This is a genomic window from Sphingorhabdus sp. Alg239-R122 (assembly GCF_900537065.1).
GTDB lineage: Bacteria > Pseudomonadota > Alphaproteobacteria > Sphingomonadales > Sphingomonadaceae > Alg239-R122.
This window is the reverse complement of sequence record NZ_UNRC01000002.1, coordinates 30,236-48,407: the sequence shown is the minus strand read 5'-3', so window position 1 is coordinate 48,407 and position 18,172 is coordinate 30,236. Positions and strand designations below refer to the sequence as shown.

Genomic DNA, 18,172 nt, shown 5'->3' with positions numbered 1-18,172 from the left:
CGGTCTTGCCCAGCGCCTGATGCGAACAATTGAAGCAACCGGTCCAATTCCGGTAGCGCAATACATGGCCGAATCGAACGCCCATTATTATGCATCCGGCGATCCGCTGGGCGCGGACGGTGATTTCATCACCGCGCCAGAAGTCAGCCAGATGTTCGGTGAACTCGTCGGGCTCTGGCTTGCGGACCTATGGCTGCGTGCCGGAAAGCCGGAACATTGCCATTATGTGGAATTTGGCCCCGGGCGCGGGACACTGGCCAGCGATGCCTTGCGGGCAATGCGGAAATTCGGGCTGGTCCCTGACATACATTGTGTGGAAACCAGCCCTGCACTGCGCGCCAAACAGAAAGATGTCCATCCACAGGCTGTTTTCCATGATGGCATGGAGAATCTGCCCGATAATGGCCCACTGCTGGTCGTCGCCAATGAGTTTTTCGACGCGCTCCCGATTCACCAGATTATCGCCACTCATTCGGGATGGCGCGAACGGGTGGTGGCACGCGATGGGCAAAAATTCATGCCGCTACCGGGCGCGCGACCAATGGATGGAGCAGTCCCTAAAAAATTCGCCCAGTCACAACCTGGCACCATATTGGAAAGTTGCCCGGCGGCCATGGCCATTGCGGCAGAGATTGCGCGGCGATTGCAACAGCAGGGGGGAGCCGCACTGTTTATCGATTACGGCTATACCGAAACCCGGAGCGGTAGCACTTTGCAGGCGGTGGCTGCACACGAAAAAATCGATCCATTTACCCGCCCTGGTCAGATCGACCTGACCGCACATGTGAATTTTGAAGAGATTGCGCAGGCCGGCAAAGGACAAAGCGCACGCATAATGGGGCCAACCACACAAGGTGCATGGCTTCGCGCGCTCGGTATCGATCAGCGCGCCGCCGCACTGAAAACCCAGCATCCAGACGCAGCAGATGAAGTGGACGCAGCGCATCACCGACTGACATCGCCCGAAGAAATGGGGGAGCTTTTCAAGGTGCTGGCCTATACCGCTACAGACTGGCCAAAACCGGAAGGTTTTGCGGGCAGCTAAGCCCGTTCAGGCCAAATCAGCCTACCCAGTCGGATATTTCCACCGCAACACGGTTGGCCGCACGGTTGAGCGCCGTCCCAACAGGACCGGCTTCGGGCGCAGACACATTTTCGCGTGCTTCGAAACGCCGTTTTTCAACTTCGCCCGCGCCTGAGCGACGGATCGCGTCAAACGCTACCACTGCCTGGGCCGTGCGTGCATCATAGCCGAAATCAACCAGCGTGCCGGAAATGCGCGAGGAACTCTGTCCCGATATTTCCACCTTGTCGAGCACCAGTCGCCCCGAACGCGCAGCAATGGTTTCGGACAATAATGTGCGGAACAGCCGGCTGGGCCGGTCTACCCAGACCGCTTCTTTCAGATAGGCAATCGAACTATCGTCAATCTGCACCGGCACACGCAAATTATCCAGCTTGCGTTCTGTAGTCGGCATATCGACGATGATCGCACTGGCCACAGGGCCACTGCGCGATGTGCCTGCCGCGATTTCACTATCGGGCGTAAGTGTCAGCAGCGATGGCGGCGGCTCGCTCCCAAAACTGACACAGCCCGCCAGCGTGACCGCCGCCAGTGCGGGAATGGTCAAAGATTTGAAAATCTGTCTCATGCGTTTTCCACCTGAATGGCTCATGGTTCATAATCCGGCAATTTGGGTGACGCGAGCAGCGACCCCGCCCCCTCCTGGTCCAGCCGCTCTGTAATGGCGGTCAGCGAATTGCTCATTTCCTGAAGCTCACGCATCAGCGCTTCAGCTTCAGGCAAGGTCGTGGTGCGCACCTGCTGCATCACGGGCCGTGTTTCGGCGAGTGTCTGGCTAAGCTCTGCTGCGCTTTTCTGAGCTGCGTCCAAAGTTTTGCGCAGATCCGCCGCCAATGGCCTGCCTTCATTGTCCAGCAGGTTTTGCGCCGAACCGGACAACTTGCTGAATTCGGCCAAGGTCTGGTCTGCATTCTTAAGCGTCAACTGCAACTGCTGCATGGTGCGGCTGATTTCGGGTGCCTGGTTCGCGAGATTTCCGGTCAATCGCTCGGTATTCTTAAGCATCCCGCTGATTGTTTCCTGATTGTCATCATTAAGCACTTTTGTCAGCTGCTCAGTGAGCGTCGCCAACCGTTCAATCAATACCGGTGCGCTGTTCAGCAATTCACCCAGTGCGCCTGGCTTGGTGGGAATGACCGGCACACCTTCCGGACCCAGTTCGACAATTTCGGGTGCGCCCTGTATCGCACCCTCCAGCTGTATGACAGGCGGCGCGGTAAAGCTGACATTCTGGATGGTGGCGGTTGTCCCCTGCAGAACCGGAATACTTTCATCCACCACAATGCGTACACGGACAAACTGCGGGTCTTTCTGCCATAGCGCGATTTCCTCCACCTGCCCGGCCGGCACCCCCGAATAGGAAACGCCCGACCCTTTGGCGAGGCCGCTCACCGATTGTTTGAAAAATATATCATATTCTTTCTGGCTCGAATTGCCAAACTGGACGATCCAGACAATGAACAGCGCCAGCGCGGCCAGCAATGCCAGCGTCACTGCGCCTACCCATATGTGATTTGCACGCGTTTCCATAAAGCCGTTATGCCCCTTTCAAACCACATCTGTCCATGGCCTTGCGGCAAGGCCCAACATTACAAGTGAAATCAGGCATTTTCACGCGCCTCCTTGCGCTTTTGCGATGCGATGGCAGCGCGCCCGCGCGGGCCATTGAAATACTGCTGTATCCACGGATGATCCGTTGCCAGCAGCTCGTCAATCGTCCCCACTGCAATCACCTGCCGGTCGGCGAGCACTGCAACACGGTCACAAATCTCGTAAAGTGTGTCGAGGTCATGAGTGATCAGGAATACCGTAAGGCCAAGTGTTTGTTGTAGTTTTTTTGTAAGTTCATCAAATGCCGCCGCGCCAATCGGGTCCAGGCCTGCTGTAGGCTCATCAAGGAATAACAGGTCGGGGTCGAGCGCCAGCGCGCGCGCCAGCCCGGCACGCTTACGCATGCCTCCCGACAGTTCAGAGGGGTATTTGGCCGCAGCCTCGGGCGGAAGGCCGCTCAAAGCGATTTTGTAAAGCGCAATCTCATCAAGCAGCTTGGCATCCATGTCGGGATAGAATTCCTTGAGCGGAACCTGCACATTTTCAGCGACGGTAAGCGTCGAAAACAGCGCTCCGCCCTGAAACAATATGCCCCAGCGAGAACGCACGCTACCATCGGATACTTCTTCGTCCAGCACATGCGTGCCAAAAACTTCAATCGTGCCCGCCTGCGGTTTTTGCAGGCCGATAATCGAGCGCATCATGACCGATTTGCCCGTACCGGATCCGCCGACTACACCCAGGATTTCCCCTTTGTGCACATCCAGTGACAGATCGTCATGAATCACCTGGTCGCCAAACGCATTGCGAAGACCCGATATCCGCACGGCATAATCGGCCTGCTCAACCAGCTCCTTGGCTTCCTGTAGTTCATCTTGCTCTTCGCTCATGCCCAGATCACCCCTATGCCCAGCCGACCCAGGTAAAGAATACCGCAAAAAACGCATCAAGCACGATCACCATGAAGATCGCCTGCACCACCGCTGCCGTGGTCCTAAGGCCGACTTCCTCGGCATTGCCCTTAACCTGCATCCCCTGAAAACAACCCGAGAGCGCGATGATCGCGCCAAATACGGGTGCCTTTATAAGGCCGACCCAAACATCATAGAGTGGAACGACTTCACGGATACGCTGCACAAACGTCGCAGGCGGAATATCCAGCGAAATCCAGCTTAAGAGTCCGCCGCCAATCATTGCCATTATACACGCATAAAACCCCAGAAGCGGCATCATGAGTACGCTTGCCAGAAAGCGTGGCAGCACCAGCGCTTCCATCGGTGAGACGCCAATAGTGCGCATCGCATCGACTTCCTCGGTCAGCTTCATCGTGCCAAGCTGCGCCGCAAACGCCGATCCCGAACGACCCGCCACCATGATCGCGGTCATCAACACGCCCAGTTCGCGCAGGGTCAGGCGGCCCACCAGATTGATGGTATAGACTTCCGCGCCAAACTGCCTGAGTTGCACCGCGCCCTGTTGCGCGATCACGATGCCGATCAGGAAGCTCATCAGCCCGATAATGCCCAGTGCGCTAACGCCCACCAGCTCAAACTGCCGCACCAGCGCCTTGAACCGGAAGCGGCCTGGGTGCAACAATACAGCGAAAAACGAACGCACAAGCCCACCGAAAAAGCTGATCATCCCGACAAAGGTCGTCAGTGCCAAAAGCACGGCCTCGCCGGTTTTTTTCATGGCGTAAATCGGGGGGATTGGCCGTTTTTCACGAATTGTCCCGCCATTATCGGCGTTGCCCACTGCTTCGATCAGGCGGCCCTGGTCATTGTCTTCGCCGGCAATGGTTGCGCCATGGTCGCGGGCAAGCCGGTAGCAAAGCCAGGCACCGACCGTGTCCATTTTCTCCACACCGGAAATATCAACTTCGGTTACGGGCCCCTCAATTGCATCCAATTGCTGGGAAAGGCCGCCAATATCCGCGATATCCAGATCGCCTGAAAACAGCACGCGCTGGGTGCCGTCATCCAGCGTATCAATAGTAAAATCGGCTGCTCTACCCATGGCATATACCTTTGCGGTAAAACGCGCATAACCACAACCCCTTCACCACCGGCCCTTCACCACCGACCCCTGGCCACAAACCTTGTGCAATGCGCTTTCAATATAAAAGCCGCGCATATCGCATGACGATCAGAAACAGATTGTCAGGCCTGCACCGCAATGCAAAAAGGCTTTATGCAGAAAATCGCAATTTACGATATGGACCGAACCATCACGCGGTCAGGCACCTACACACCATTTTTGATGTTTGCCGCGTTGCGTAAAGCACCCTGGCGGCTTGTGCTTGCACCGCTCGCCCTGTTGTGGATGAGCCTCTACGCGCTCAAGATCATTTCACGCGCGAAGCTGAAAGAGCTTAATCTCACGCTGCTGATCGGCGGGCGGTTCGACAGGCGTGATGTCGAGCAGCAGATTGATGAATACTCTGCGCGTACCATTGCAGATAACAGCTATGCCGAAGCGATAGCACAGATCGAAACTGACCGGGAGAATGGATATCGGCTGGTGTTGGCGACGGCCAGCTATCATCTTTATGTAGATGCCATTGCCGCCCGGCTTGGCTTTGATGATGTGATCGCCACCGAACTTGAACAGGATGGTACACAGGTCGTGGCGCGTATCATAAACGAAAACTGCTATGATGAAGCCAAACTGCGCAAAATAAGGGCGTGGATGGATCGCGAGGAGCTGGTGCGTGAAAATTGCGATATTCGCGCCTATAGCGACCATATTTCCGATATGCCGATGCTCGAATTTGCCGACCATCCGGTTGCCACCAATCCTTCGGCGGCGCTGCGACGCGAAGCCGTCTCACGCGGCTGGCCCATCCATGACTGGAACTGAATAATATTATGGGCGCACTTGGCAGCTGCATATGAAAACCCCATTAAAGGCAAATGCCGCCTCAGGAAAACAGCCCCAAAGACACAAAGCTGCCCGATAATATCTGGCCAACGCTGAGGCGCTTCCTGCCCTATTTATGGCCAAAGGACGCGGCGGCGCTGCGTATCCGCATCATCATCGCGCTGGCGTTGGTGCTGGTGAGCAAGGCGATTATCCTCACAATGCCATTCGCCTATAAGGCCGTGGTCGACAATATGACTGAGGGAGCGCAGGCAGCGCTAGCGTTGCTTTTTGCCTTTGTTGCCGCCTATGCAGGCGCACGGTTTGCCGCCGTACTGTCGGACAATATTCGCAATATCGCCTTTGAAAAAGTGGGCCAAACCGCAACACAGAACCTTGCATCGCATGTGTTCCGCCGCCTCCACCGCTTGTCGCTGCGTTTCCACCTGTCACGGCGTACGGGTGAGATTACCAAGATTATCGAACGCGGCACGAAAAGCATCGATACCATGCTCTATTTCCTGCTTTTCAACATTGCCCCCACCGCGATCGAACTGACCGCCGTACTCGTAATTTTCGGCGTGAAATTTGGCGCCGGACTGGTGGTGGCCACTTTGGTGATGGTGGCGGCCTATATCATATTTACCCAGCGCGTGACCGACTGGCGCAATGCACTGCGCGCCGAAATGAATAGTATGGACGGGCAGGCATTGGGCCGCGCGGTCGACTCGTTGCTCAACTATGAAACCGTCAAATATTTTGGTGCGGAAGACCGTGAAGCACAGCGCTATGACACAGCCGCACGCGAATATGCACAGGCCGCCATAAAGTCAGAAAATTCGCTCGCCCTCCTCAATATAGGTCAGTCACTCATCACCAATCTCATGATGTTCGCCGCCATGGCCTATTCGGTCTGGGGCTGGTCAGAGGGACGCTTCACCGTGGGTGACCTGGTGCTTATCAACACATTGCTGATGCAGTTGTTCCGGCCGCTTGACCTGCTCGGCATGGTGTACCGGATGATCCGGCAGGGCGTGGTCGACATGCAGGCGATGTTTGACCTGATCGATACCGATTCCGAAGTGGTCGATGCACCGGATGCAAAGCCGCTCAGCATAGACAGCCCTGCCATCCGCTTCACCGATGTGCATTTTGGCTATAATGATGAACGCCAGATTCTCAACGGCCTGAGTTTCGAAGTACCCGCAGGCAAAACGCTGGCTATTGTCGGGCCATCGGGCGCAGGCAAATCGACGATCGCGCGATTGCTCTACCGCTTTTATGACCCGCAGCAGGGACGCATCGAAATTGACGGGCAGGATATTGGCCATGTCACGCAGCAAAGCCTGCGCTCCGCCATTGGCATCGTGCCGCAGGATACAGTGCTGTTCAATGACTCTATCGGCTATAATATCGCCTATGGCCGCGCCGGTGCAGGGTCATCAGACATTGAACGCGGCGCACAGGGCGCGGCGATAGCAGGCTTCATACAGGCACTGCCACAAGGATATGATACACAGGTGGGTGAGCGCGGGCTCAAGCTTTCGGGTGGTGAAAAACAACGCGTGGCGATCGCGCGGACATTAGTGAAAGATCCGCCCATATTGATACTGGACGAGGCAACTTCCGCGCTTGACAGTCGCACCGAAGCCGAAATCCTGACCACTCTGCGCGGCGTCGCAGAGGGTCGCACCACCATCACTATCGCGCACAGGCTATCCACCATTACCCATGCCGATGAGATACTGGTGCTGAAAGACGGCGCAGTGGCCGAGCGCGGCACCCACCGCGACCTGCTTGGCGAAAACGGGTTGTATACCGAAATGTGGGAAAGACAGGCGCAGGAAGCGGCGGAAGCCTGATTTCTGTCACCGCCTGCTAATGCTTGCACGGGATTATTTTTGCACAGCCCATATTCCCCCTTCACCCTGCCGCTTCACCCCGCTACCAACCGGGCGTGACTTCCGACCTGCTTCCCCTTCTTAAATCCACTTTCGGCTATGACAGCTTTCGCGGGCGGCAAGCGGATGTGCTGGGCCGTGTCATGACGGGAAAAAACACACTCACCATCATGCCGACCGGTGCGGGCAAATCGCTATGTTATCAGCTGCCCGCGACCGCACTCAACGGAACGGTGGTGGTCATATCGCCGCTGATCGCTTTGATGCATGACCAGCTACGGAGCGCCGAAGCAGTCGGCATTCACGCCGCAACGCTTACATCCGCCGACAGTAACCGCGAGGAAACCATCGCGCGGCTGCGCGCAGGTGAACTCGACCTGCTTTACGCTGCGCCCGAGCGCGCTTCCCAGGACAGTTTCCGCAACCTTCTGGCGAGCACGAAAGTAGCGCTGTTCGCAATTGATGAAGCACATTGCGTATCCGAATGGGGGCATGACTTTCGCCCGGACTACCGCCTGCTGCGCCCGCTGCTCGACCAGTTTGCGGATGTTCCGCGCCTCGCGCTAACGGCCACGGCCAACGCACATACACGCGGCGATATATTGAAACAGCTGGGCATAGAAGAAGACGGCCTGGTCATTGCCGGTTTCGACCGCCCCAATATCCGTTATACCATCAGCCCGCGGCAGGGGCTGACGCGGCAGATTGGCGATCTGGTAGCCAGCAATACCGGCCCTGGAATCATCTATGCGCCCACCCGCGCGGCCACCGAAAAAATGGCGGCGCAGATCGCAAAAACAGGCCGCAATGCCCGGGCTTATCATGCCGGGCTGGCCCCTGAAATCCGTGCGCAGAATCAAGCCGACTTTGTCGCGTCCGAAGATATGGTGATGGTGGCCACTATCGCGTTCGGCATGGGCATCGACAAACCCGATGTGCGCTTTGTCGCACACGCAGGCCTGCCCAAATCGATCGAGGCCTATTACCAGGAAACAGGCCGTGCTGGCCGTGACGGCGACCCTGCCGAAGCGCATCTTTTCTGGGGCGCGGAAGATTTCGCGCGCGCAAGGCAACGGCTCAGTGAAGTGGACGATACGCGCCAGAAGAACGAGCGCACACGCCTGTCTACACTCGGCGCGCTGGTGGAAACGGCCACATGTCGGCGCGCTGTCCTGCTCAGGCATTTTGGCGAAGATCCGCCCACCACGTGCGGCAATTGCGACAATTGCCTTAGCGCACCCGAAACACGCGATGTTACCGAATTGTCGCGTAAGTTCCTCTCCGCCGTTTACCGCACGGGCGAAAGCTATGGCGTCAATTATCTTGAAGCGGTGCTGACCGGGCGGCAGGATGAAAAAATCCTGAGCCGCCGCCACGACCAGCTATCTGTCTATGATATTGTTGGCGCAGAGGACGCTCCGCTTATCAAACCGGTGTCACGCTCGCTGCTGATGCGCGATGCGCTGCGCAATACCGAGCATGGCGGGTTGATGTTCGGCCCCGGGGCTCGTGCCATTTTGAAAGGCGAGGCAGAGGTGGCCATTATCGAGCCGCCAAAGCGCAAAAGCAAAAAGCGTCCTCGCGGCAGCTCTCCCAATCCCGTGGGCGATCCGCTGTTCGATGCATTGCGCGCGCTCAGAACGCAGCTGGCGCAAGAGCAAGGCGTGCCGCCCTATGTGGTTTTCCACGACAGCGTATTGCGCGATATGACGGGCTTCAAGCCGCAGACGCTCAGCGCACTATCGGAACTTCCCGGCATTGGCGCGCGCAAGCTCGAAAATTATGGTACAGCGTTTCTGGAAGTAATTCTGGAGCATGGGGCATGAAACATTCTCGCAAATTCAGATATGCGGCGCTGACCAGCCTGATGCTGCTTGCCGCCTGCCAGACAGCGGACAAGGCCGATATAGCGCCATCACCTGTCGCAGACGGGAATGACAGCGGCATAACCAGGGCCGGGCCATGGAAAGATTTCTACAACGACACACGCAACCCCGGCATTCCACACGATATCCGCGTGTTCATCACCAAAACACAGGCGTGCGGGCATTTTAGCGGCGAAGAGCCCTATGATACTGAACGCGGCGCATTCCTGCGCAAAATGATAGATGAAAACTGTACAGGGTTGCCCGATGCACATGCGGCATTACGCCGCAGCTATGCCGGAAACACGCCACTGCTGACGGCCATATCCGAAGTATGGGAGATTATGGGCGAAGCGGAGACGGTGCCATGAAGAAAAGCCTTGCTATGGCCATTGCGATATGTGCAACGCTGACAGCATGTCAGGGCAATGCGCCCGAACAGACAGAACAACCAGCCGAGACGCAAAAGGAAACGACAATGTTCAGACCGCTCACTGACACCATGCGCGTGTCTCCGCAAATCACCCTGGATCAGGTGGCCGCTGCCAAGGAAGACGGCGTTACGCTGATCATCAACAATCGTCCCGATGGCGAAGCCGAGGACCAGACACCGGGTGCGGATATAGAAGCCGCGGCAAAAGCAGCGGGCATCGACTATGTCGCCATTCCGGTCACGCATAGCGGTTTTTCAATGCCGCAGGTGGATGCGATGATTGATGCGCTTGAAAAAAGTGAAGGCAGGGTGCTTGCCTATTGCCGTTCCGGCACACGCTCAACGCTGTTATGGGCGCTGTCTCAGGCAAAGCAGGGCGCAAATCCGGCCCGCCTTTCCGCCGATGCGGCCAAGGCAGGCTATGACCTGAGCCCGGTCCGTCCGATGCTCGACGCATTGGCAGCAGGCGGCAGCTGACGCCCGATGGACTGGCTCGTACTTGCAGGTTCTTTGATCGCGATTTTTGCCGTAGCGGCGCTTGTCCATTATCTTCGGCTCGGGGAAGCGGCACTGAGAGATTCCGCACACGCCATGCGATTGGCCGAAGACAACCTGTCCGGTTTCGAAGCCAGCTGGGCGATATTGTCAACCGATGGCGCCGCGGCAGTCGTGCACGGTGCAGACGATGACATCGCACTTGTCAAACGCCACGGGGCACAGTTCGCACTGCGCAAGGTCGTGCGGCCACTCAGAATTGTCCAGGACGGAAATGCCCACATGGTGGACAGCGGCGAACTCAGTTTTGGACGCGTCTCTTTCATGCTCACGGAAGAAGATGCTGACAAGTTGCTGACATTGATGTAAGCAAGCGCTTATGGAACCGAATCTACCCAGCCCTACCGAACTTGCAGTGCCAGGATTTATTATCCTGATACTCCTTGAGATATTCATCATCCGCGCGCGCAACCGGCGCAGCTATGAAGCGCGGGATACGCTGACCTCACTTCTGCTGGGTCTGGGTTCGACCATTGCGGGCGCGCTCACCGCCGGTATTATGTTTGCCATTGCGATGTGGGTGTACCAGTATCGGATTTTCGATTTCAGCTTTGTTTGGTGGGCATGGCCACTCGCCTTTGTGGTCGACGATTTTGCCTATTATATCAAACACCGGCTGGGCCACCGCATGCGCTGGATGTGGGCCGCGCATGTGATCCACCATTCGAGCCAGCATTATAATCTCTCGACCGCGCTGCGCCAGACATGGACCAACATCCTGACACCCGGTTTTATCATCAGCCTGCCTCTGTTCCTGCTCGGCTTTCATCCCCTGCTGGTTGCTTTTGTCGCAGGCATCAATCTTGTCTATCAGTTCTGGATCCACACTGAAGCCATAGACAAAATGCCGCGCTGGTTTGAGGCGGTGATGAACACGCCAAGCCATCACCGCGTGCATCATGCCACCAATCCGCGTTATCTTGACAGCAATTATGCCGGTGTCTTCATCATCTGGGACAGGATGTTCGGAACGTTTGTGCCGGAAACCGATGAAGAAGAAATCCGGTACGGGATTGTCAAACAGCTGGGCAGCTTCAATCTGCTCTGGGCAGCATTCCATGAGTGGGTGGGTATTGCAAAAGATGTCTGGAACGCGCCGGGTCTGAAAAACAAGTGGAACTACCTTATTCAACCGCCCGGGTGGAGCCATGATGGCAGCCGTGACACCAGCGACATCATCAAGGACCGCTGGCGCGCAAAAACCATGCAGGAAAGCAAGGCACGGCTCCGGGCTGAATTTGCCGAACCGGCTGAATAGAAGGCATGGCGCATACCCGCAAAGTCGTGACCATCACTGATGATGCCGTTAAGGATAAGGCCGATATGCTGGCTGATTTATGCGGCGCGGTTTTCGATGATTTTGACCCGGCCTACCTTACAGACAGGCTGCCCGGTCTTGTTTACCCTGCGTTGCACCTGATAACAGGTAATGAAGAAGAACCGCTCGGTTTCAAACTGGGTTATCAACGCAGCCCTACGCTGTTCTATTCATGGCTGGGCGGTGTCGTACCCGGCGCACGGCGGCTGGGCATTGCCGGTGAGCTGATGCTGGCGCAGCATCAATGGGCGCAAGCGCATGATTACACCCATATCGAAACCCGCACACGGGCCAGCAACAACGCGATGATTATCCGCAACCTGAAAAGCGGCTTTTCCATTGTCGGACATGAAATTGACGGCGCCGGTCGCCCCGTTATCACGCAGCGGATTGCGCTTGTTTAATCACTCGGTTAAACCTTGCGGTGAGAGGATAGCGCATGGCAGAATATGATATCATCGTTATAGGGGGCGGGTCCGCCGGAAGCGCAGTGGCCGGGCKGCTCAGCGMAGACCCGAAGCTGAAAGTCTGCCTGCTCGAAGCAGGCGGGCGCAACGATAACTGGATCATCAAGACACCGGGCATGATGCCTTTCATCCGGAACAGCGCAAACTATAAATTCGATACCATCCCGCAAAAAGGACTGAACGGACGTGTCGGATATCAACCACGCGGCCGCGGCCTGGGCGGCTCCTCCGCAATCAATGCGATGGTTTATATCCGCGGCAGCAAATGGGATTACGATAACTGGGCCGCTATGGGCGCACCCGGCTGGTCCTATAACGACGTGCTGCCCTATTTCAAACGCGCGGAAAATAATGAGCGCGGCAGTGATGACTATCACGGCGATAATGGCCCGCTGCATGTCAGTGACCAGAAATGGCCCAACCCCGGCAGCAATGCTTTTATCGAGGCTGCGGCCCAGTTACAGCTTCCGCTGAATGATGATTTTAACGGCGAAAGCCAGGACGGCTTTGGCCTGTATCAGGTAACGCAAAAAGACGGTGAACGCTGGAGCTCCGCGCGCGCCTATGTCGAACCGCATCATGAGGCGCGCACCAACCTTGATATTCGCACCGGCGCGCTGGTCGAAAAGATACTGGTCAAAGGCAGGCGCGCGGTTGGCGTGCGGTTGAAGAAAAGTTTTGGTCGCCATGAAGAATTGCGCGCAAACAGGGCAGTCATCCTGTCAGCAGGCGCATTTAACAGCCCGCAGATATTGATGCTGTCGGGCATTGGCCCCGCCGCGCATCTGCAGGACCATGGCATTGCCGCCATCCACGACATGCCTGAGGTTGGACAGAATCTGCAGGACCATCTGGATTATGTAGCCAGCCTGGAAACCGATTCCAAAGACCTGATCGGTGATTCACTGGCCGGCACGACCCGCATGGCGAAAGCGATGCTGGAGCACCGGTTTAAAAAAACTGGCATCTTTACAACACCTTATGCCGAAGCAGGTGGTTTTTGGCGCACAGACCCGGTACTGCCTGCCCCTGATGTACAATATCATTTCGTGCCTGCGATGCTTGAAGACCATGGCCGCGAAAAAGTGAAAGGACATGGTTTCAGCTGCCATGTCTGCGTGCTGCGTCCGGAAAGCAGCGGCACGGTCGGCCTGAATAGTCCTGATCCTGCCGCACCACCGCGCATCGACCCCAATTTCCTGGACGACGAACGCGATATGGCGGTAATGCGTGCGGGGGTGCGGCAGATGTACCGTATTTTCGACACACCGCCCCTCTCGGATTATCACGCCCGCGACCGCCACCCGGTCGACCTTCACGATGACACCGCACTGGATGCAATCATTCGTGCCCGGGCCGATACTGTATATCACCCCGTCGGCACCTGCCGCATGGGCGGCGATGATATGAGTGTAGTCGACCCGCAGCTACGCGTGCGCGGCTTGGAGGGACTGTACGTCGCCGATGCCAGCATCATGCCAAAGATCGTCAGCGGAAACACCAACGCGCCGAGCATCATGATCGGCGAACGATGTGCCGATTTCGTGAAAGAGCATCTCAGACCATGATGCATGTCTGTGCCCACCCTTTGCCTAGCCTCTCTATGACGTTGTACCTTGCCAAGAGGTTACATGAAGAGCGAGCCGGTGCCAAAATGTAAGCAAGCGCAAACAAAAGCCGGAGTTTTCACCCCGGCTTTTTCCTTGTTCATATGCAAGCGTTCTTAAAAATCCTGACGGACAGTCAGGCCAAATGTGCGCGGCTGGTTGGTACGGAACGCGAGCCTTGCGCGGCCACCACGTTCGCGGTCAAATGACAGCAGAGCATTTTCGTCAAGCAGGTTGTTGACATAGGCGATCACAGACAGCCCACTGTCAAAATCAATGCCCGCACTCAGGTTGACAATCTGATAGGCAGGCAGTTTCAGGTCCACCACTGTCGCATCAGTTCCGGGAGCCCCGCCAAATGGCAGGCCGGAAACAAAACTGCGCGGGTTATTTTCCTGATCGCTGGGCTGTGTAAAGCGGCTGCCTACATGTTGCACGGAACCCGCAAAATAGGCTTCCGCACCCTCACCAACAGGGAAACTGTAGGAGGCATTGCCCGAAATCTGGAATTTCGGGACCGATGGCAGGCGATTGCCTTCGCGAATACCGCCCAGTACTGCGCCGGTTCCGTCAACTACGGTGGAATCAAATTCTGCCTCGACATAACTGCCGGAAACGCCAAAGGCCAAGCCTTCCGCCGGTGATACCGTCGTTTCAAATTCAAGCCCGACTGTATGCGCTTCGGGAACATTGAACACGACCCGTGAAGAACAGGATCCAGCATCCAGTGTTACCTGCAGATTGCTTATATCGGTATAAAAACCGGCAGCGTTAAAGCTGAAATTACCGCTCTGCACTTTCACGCCGGCCTCATAGTTCCAGAGCGTTTCATCGCCATAATCCTGGAAACCGCCAAAAATGGAAGCATCGGCAGCGGAACAAAGAGGTAGGTTAAGCGGGTCATTCACACCGCCAAGGCGGAAGCCCTTTGATGCCTGCGCGTTTACCGTAACATCATCGCTGACATCATAGGCGAGCAACACGCGCGGCGTGACACCATTTGAACGGGTCTTGTCACGCTGGTCATCACCATTGGAAAATAGCCCGCCAGTGGTAAACCGGCGTTCCTCCACATAGTCATAATAGCGTGCGCCGACCGTCACATGGAATGCGTCGGTCAGGTCATATGTGCCTTCACCAAATATCGCGAGCTGTTTCAAGTCATATGGAAGAACCGAATTGAATGGAGAATCCGGTCCAAAACTACCATTGGTTGCCGCCGCTGTTCCTGCACCCAATGTTGCATCTGTAAAGGCATCATAGCCCGGTGTCGGCAGCGTTTGTGCATAATCGCGCTGCGTGTTCGCATAAAACCCGCCTATTACCCATTGAAAGGGGGAAATATAATCGGAGGCCAGGCGAATTTCCTGTGTGAGCGACTGCACCTTGGTTACGTCACGCAAGTTCGATGGTAAAAGCACCCCAGCATCGGGATAGCCAAGGTCAACTGACACCGAACCAGTCAGCGCGCTGGCATCGCGGCTGACCAGAATGTCACGATCCGTATAACTTGTCACCGATGTCGCGGCGAGGCCGTCCCATGACGCATTTATGGTCAGGTCGCCGATAATGGTTTCGTCTTCAAACGATTCATCCAGCAACAGATATTGCTGCCTTTCTTCGAAGTTTACCGTCGGCCGGGTCGTGGTAAACGGATTGCCATACAGGTTGAATATTTCCTGACGGTTGAAACCACCGGTCTTGATTTTCTGGTACACGAGACGCGGTGTGATGGTGACATCGGGTGCCGCCTGGAACGCGATGGCAATACGGCCGCCATAGCGTTCTCCATCATTGACATCTTCCTTGACAGAACCGCCTTCACCCAGCGCATCAATAAAGCCGCCATAACGGGTATAATAACCGACCAGGCGTACTGCCGTGCTATCGCCGAGAGGTAAGTTGACTGCGCCTTTGAGCGAGCCGCCGAAATCATCACCATCAACCAGGTTTACATTGCCTTCTACTGACCCTTCCACAATGCCCAGTTGCGGTTGGTTGGTAATGTAACGCACAGTGCCGCCAACAGAGCCCGAACCAAACAACGTGCCCTGCGGACCGCGTAGTGTTTCAACGCGGTTCAGGTCAAACAGGTCAAGATCGGGCGTAAATAGCGAAAGCGAGATAACCGATTCATCCAGATAGACGCCAACCTGTTCTTTCACGCCGGGTTGATCACGTACAATCTGGCCCGCCGAAACGCCGCGTACCGACACCTGGCTCTGGCCGGGCCCAAGATTCTGGATCGAAAGACCGGCAACATTGCGGGAAATATCTTCCAGATTGGTGGAACCACTGCGCTGGATATCTTCCTGTGTCTGCGCATTGATGGAAAAAGGTACATCCTTGATGGAGGAATCGCGTTTTGTAGCAGTCACGATAATGACATTGTCATCATCATTTGCCGCCTCTGCATCCGTATCCTGCGCATATGCAGGTGCGGCCATAGCTGTCATCGCCAGTGCTGAAACGCCGGAAAAGGCCAGTGATTTCACAAACAGGTGACGTTTTTGTAGCTGTAACATAACGATTTCCTCCCGATATTACATAACTGTGCTCCGATGCTAGTGCGCCATTTGGGCGTTAATCAAGGTTAATTACTTACATTATTTTACATTTTTTCATTGTGTTGCATATTTATCAACGCCTTCATCTTGCACGAAAAACAAAAAATGGCCGGAGCGTCACCGCCCCGGCCTTAGGTGTCAGTTCGCAGGAGGAACCTGTTGAGAAATGCGGGCGCTCATGGCCCGCCATCCAATCTTGTCAATAGTTATAGGCGCGCTCACCATGCTCGCCGAGATCCAGTCCCTCACGCTCGATTTCCTCGGTAACGCGCAGTCCTGTGACCAGCTTGGCGATGCTAAAGGCGATAGCGGAACCCACCGCAGCCCACACAATGGCGATGATGACGGATACGACCTGCCTGATAAACTGGTCACCCAGCATATAGCTTTCATCCCCCTGGCCGCCCAATACGCCCAGATTGACAACCGCGACGCCGACCGAACCGATTATACCGCCCAGAGCGTGAATACCAAAAGCATCCAGACTGTCGTCAAAGCCCATTTTCGGCTTCAGACGCATCACGAACCAGCAGCAGACAATAGCTGCGATGCCGCCCAGCAGGATCGCGCCTGCGGGTCCCGAATTGCCCGCAGCAGGCGTGATCGCAACCAGCCCCGCAATTGCGCCAGAACATGCGCCAAGCAATGAACCCTTGTGCCCCAAAGCCCGTTCAGTCAGCATCCAGAACAGCACGCCGCCCGCGGTTGCCGCGAATGTGTTGATCATAGCAAGCGCAGCGTCACCATTTGCTTCGAGTGCGGAGCCGGCGTTAAAGCCGAACCAGCCCACCCATAGCAGGCCTGTGCCGATCAAGGTCATGGTGAGTGAGTGCGGGGCCATCACATCTTTCTGATACCCCACGCGCTTGCCGATCATCAGCGCGCCGACCAACGCAGACACACCTGCGTTAATGTGCACCACCGTACCGCCTGCAAAGTCAAACGCTTCCCATTGGCTCAGGATATAGCCTTCGCCATCCCAGACCATATGCGCGATCGGGAAATAGACTATGGTGAGCCAGACCGCAGCAAACACCATCAGTGCGGAAAACTTCATTCGCTCGACAAGCCCGCCAACGACCAGTGACACGGTAATGGCCGCAAAGGTCATCTGGAATGCGATGAAAACATATTCGGGTATCTTGAAACCGTCACTGAACGTATCGGCCAGCGAATCCTTGTCGACACCGTTCAGGAAAGCCTTGTCAAAGCCGTCGTAAAAAGCATTGCCCGTACCGCCAAATGTGATGCTGTAGCCATAAAGGATCCAGATCACCATCGCCAGCGACGCCACGGCGAGTATCTGTGTGAGTACGGACAGCATGTTTTTGGTGCGCACCATACCGCCATAAAAGAGCGCCAGCCCAGGCACGATCATCGCCATTACCAGCACCGTGGCCACCATCATCCAGGCAGTATCGCCCTTGTCAACAACGGGCGCTGTCGCTTCCGCAGCTTCCTGAGCCCATGCAGGTGTAGCGGTAAAAGCGGCGGCCCCAACCATGGCTAAAATTCCCATTTGCTTTCGCATATTCATTTCCTTCTTCTGCCCAGCGCCTAAAGCGCGGTGTCGTCACTTTCACCCGTGCGGATACGTGTCGCCGCGCCCAGATCCAGCACGAAGATTTTTCCGTCACCAATCGCACCGCTATGCGCTGCGGATGTCACTGTTTCGATTATTTGTGGTGCAAGTTCGTCACTGGCTGCGACTTCAATCTTCACTTTCGGCACCATGTTGGTGGCGTATTCTGCGCCGCGATATGTTTCTGTCTGGCCCTTTTGCCGACCAAAGCCCTTAACCTCTGATATAGTCATCCCGGCTACACCCAGGCCGGTGAGTGCATCGCGCACATCATCGAGCCGGAATGGCTTAATTATGGCAATGATATATTTCATCTTGCTCCCTTTGCGTTCCGCACGGCGGATTACGTTTCTGGCAAACAAAGCAAAGCAAAGGGCGTGCCA

At 56.1% G+C, this 18,172-nt stretch carries 17 protein-coding genes; 10 read left to right on the top strand and 7 right to left on the bottom strand.

The genetic code is table 11. From position 1 onward, the window contains the following. The first annotated feature begins 64 nt into the window (after nt 1-64). Nucleotides 65-1,045: an SAM-dependent methyltransferase gene (locus G6Q15_RS02175; protein WP_240330705.1), complete on the top strand. Its 981-nt coding sequence runs from the start codon at nt 65-67 to the stop codon at nt 1,043-1,045. A 16-nt stretch (nt 1,046-1,061) separates the two neighbouring features. Here G6Q15_RS02175 and G6Q15_RS02170 read toward each other — a convergent pair whose 3' ends face one another. From G6Q15_RS02170 to G6Q15_RS02155, 4 genes are all read right to left on the bottom strand, one after another. After that, on the bottom strand, nt 1,062-1,652 hold the full coding sequence (locus G6Q15_RS02170; protein WP_164115208.1) for an ABC-type transport auxiliary lipoprotein family protein: 591 nt from the start codon (nt 1,650-1,652) through the stop codon (nt 1,062-1,064). A gap of 20 nt (nt 1,653-1,672) precedes the next feature. Continuing rightward, entirely contained in the window at nt 1,673-2,614 is a 942-nt protein-coding gene (locus G6Q15_RS02165; protein ID WP_164115206.1) for an MlaD family protein, read from the bottom strand. A 71-nt stretch (nt 2,615-2,685) separates the two neighbouring features. After that, a complete protein-coding gene (locus G6Q15_RS02160) occupies nt 2,686-3,525 on the bottom strand; it encodes an ABC transporter ATP-binding protein (protein ID WP_164115204.1) in 840 nt (279 codons plus the stop codon). A gap of 13 nt (nt 3,526-3,538) precedes the next feature. Then, nucleotides 3,539-4,651, bottom strand: coding sequence for an MlaE family lipid ABC transporter permease subunit (locus G6Q15_RS02155; RefSeq protein ID WP_164115202.1), 1,113 nt, complete (start codon nt 4,649-4,651; stop codon nt 3,539-3,541). Nucleotides 4,652-4,810: 159 nt separating this feature from the next. On the opposite strand from G6Q15_RS02155, the gene G6Q15_RS02150 reads away from it, so the two are divergent. From G6Q15_RS02150 to G6Q15_RS02110, 9 genes are all read left to right on the top strand, one after another. Then, nucleotides 4,811-5,494 (top strand): HAD-IB family hydrolase, encoded by a 684-nt coding sequence (locus tag G6Q15_RS02150; protein ID WP_240330704.1) that lies wholly within the window; start codon nt 4,811-4,813, stop codon nt 5,492-5,494. Between the two features lie 53 nt (nt 5,495-5,547). Beyond that, the gene (locus G6Q15_RS02145) at nt 5,548-7,356 is read left to right on the top strand and encodes an ABC transporter ATP-binding protein/permease (RefSeq protein WP_164115200.1); all 1,809 of its coding nucleotides are present in this window, start codon (nt 5,548-5,550) and stop codon (nt 7,354-7,356) included. A gap of 95 nt (nt 7,357-7,451) precedes the next feature. Further along, entirely contained in the window at nt 7,452-9,221 is a 1,770-nt protein-coding gene (gene recQ, locus G6Q15_RS02140) for a DNA helicase RecQ (protein WP_164115199.1), read from the top strand. After that, nucleotides 9,218-9,631 (top strand): hypothetical protein, encoded by a 414-nt coding sequence (locus G6Q15_RS02135; RefSeq protein ID WP_164115197.1) that lies wholly within the window; start codon nt 9,218-9,220, stop codon nt 9,629-9,631. Before recQ ends, G6Q15_RS02135 begins: the two co-directional genes overlap by 4 nt. 107 nt (nt 9,632-9,738) lie before the next feature. Beyond that, the gene (locus G6Q15_RS02130) at nt 9,739-10,170 is read left to right on the top strand and encodes a TIGR01244 family sulfur transferase (RefSeq protein ID WP_164115812.1); all 432 of its coding nucleotides are present in this window, start codon (nt 9,739-9,741) and stop codon (nt 10,168-10,170) included. Between the two features lie 6 nt (nt 10,171-10,176). Next, nucleotides 10,177-10,557 carry a hypothetical protein gene (locus G6Q15_RS02125; RefSeq protein ID WP_164115195.1) on the top strand — a complete coding sequence of 127 codons (381 nt, stop codon included), beginning with the start codon at nt 10,177-10,179 and terminating at the stop codon, nt 10,555-10,557. A 10-nt stretch (nt 10,558-10,567) separates the two neighbouring features. After that, entirely contained in the window at nt 10,568-11,506 is a 939-nt protein-coding gene (locus G6Q15_RS02120) for a sterol desaturase family protein (RefSeq protein ID WP_164115193.1), read from the top strand. A gap of 5 nt (nt 11,507-11,511) precedes the next feature. Further along, a complete protein-coding gene (locus G6Q15_RS02115; RefSeq protein WP_164115189.1) occupies nt 11,512-11,970 on the top strand; it encodes a GNAT family N-acetyltransferase in 459 nt (152 codons plus the stop codon). Between the two features lie 35 nt (nt 11,971-12,005). Further along, a complete protein-coding gene (locus tag G6Q15_RS02110) occupies nt 12,006-13,601 on the top strand; it encodes a GMC family oxidoreductase N-terminal domain-containing protein (RefSeq protein ID WP_164115187.1) in 1,596 nt (531 codons plus the stop codon). A gap of 155 nt (nt 13,602-13,756) precedes the next feature. Here the strand turns inward: G6Q15_RS02110 and G6Q15_RS02105 are convergent, their stop codons facing one another. The 3 genes from G6Q15_RS02105 to G6Q15_RS02095 form a co-directional block, all read right to left on the bottom strand. Beyond that, complete coding sequence (locus G6Q15_RS02105; RefSeq protein ID WP_205518073.1) at nt 13,757-16,096, bottom strand: TonB-dependent receptor; 2,340 nt, start codon at nt 16,094-16,096, stop codon at nt 13,757-13,759. A gap of 310 nt (nt 16,097-16,406) precedes the next feature. Then, nucleotides 16,407-17,738, bottom strand: coding sequence for an ammonium transporter (locus G6Q15_RS02100; RefSeq protein WP_164115182.1), 1,332 nt, complete (start codon nt 17,736-17,738; stop codon nt 16,407-16,409). Nucleotides 17,739-17,764: 26 nt separating this feature from the next. Beyond that, nucleotides 17,765-18,103, bottom strand: coding sequence for a P-II family nitrogen regulator (locus G6Q15_RS02095; protein ID WP_164115180.1), 339 nt, complete (start codon nt 18,101-18,103; stop codon nt 17,765-17,767). Nucleotides 18,104-18,172: the final 69 nt, after the last annotated feature.

Excerpts from the sequence above, each read along its gene's own strand:
- G6Q15_RS02175 (WP_240330705.1), top strand. The coding sequence starts at position 65 with ATGGCCGAATCGAACGCCCATTATTATGCATCCGGCGATCCGCTGGGC.
- G6Q15_RS02170 (WP_164115208.1), bottom strand. The coding sequence starts at position 1,652 with ATGAGACAGATTTTCAAATCTTTGACCATTCCCGCACTGGCGGCGGTC.
- G6Q15_RS02165 (WP_164115206.1), bottom strand. The coding sequence starts at position 2,614 with ATGGAAACGCGTGCAAATCACATATGGGTAGGCGCAGTGACGCTGGCA.
- G6Q15_RS02160 (WP_164115204.1), bottom strand. The coding sequence starts at position 3,525 with ATGAGCGAAGAGCAAGATGAACTACAGGAAGCCAAGGAGCTGGTTGAG.
- G6Q15_RS02155 (WP_164115202.1), bottom strand. The coding sequence starts at position 4,651 with ATGGGTAGAGCAGCCGATTTTACTATTGATACGCTGGATGACGGCACC.
- G6Q15_RS02150 (WP_240330704.1), top strand. The coding sequence starts at position 4,811 with ATGCAAAAAGGCTTTATGCAGAAAATCGCAATTTACGATATGGACCGA.
- G6Q15_RS02145 (WP_164115200.1), top strand. The coding sequence starts at position 5,548 with ATGCCGCCTCAGGAAAACAGCCCCAAAGACACAAAGCTGCCCGATAAT.
- G6Q15_RS02135 (WP_164115197.1), top strand. The coding sequence starts at position 9,218 with ATGAAACATTCTCGCAAATTCAGATATGCGGCGCTGACCAGCCTGATG.
- G6Q15_RS02130 (WP_164115812.1), top strand. The coding sequence starts at position 9,739 with ATGTTCAGACCGCTCACTGACACCATGCGCGTGTCTCCGCAAATCACC.
- G6Q15_RS02125 (WP_164115195.1), top strand. The coding sequence starts at position 10,177 with ATGGACTGGCTCGTACTTGCAGGTTCTTTGATCGCGATTTTTGCCGTA.
- G6Q15_RS02120 (WP_164115193.1), top strand. The coding sequence starts at position 10,568 with ATGGAACCGAATCTACCCAGCCCTACCGAACTTGCAGTGCCAGGATTT.
- G6Q15_RS02115 (WP_164115189.1), top strand. The coding sequence starts at position 11,512 with ATGGCGCATACCCGCAAAGTCGTGACCATCACTGATGATGCCGTTAAG.
- G6Q15_RS02105 (WP_205518073.1), bottom strand. The coding sequence starts at position 16,096 with ATGACAGCTATGGCCGCACCTGCATATGCGCAGGATACGGATGCAGAG.
- G6Q15_RS02100 (WP_164115182.1), bottom strand. The coding sequence starts at position 17,738 with ATGCGAAAGCAAATGGGAATTTTAGCCATGGTTGGGGCCGCCGCTTTT.
- G6Q15_RS02095 (WP_164115180.1), bottom strand. The coding sequence starts at position 18,103 with ATGAAATATATCATTGCCATAATTAAGCCATTCCGGCTCGATGATGTG.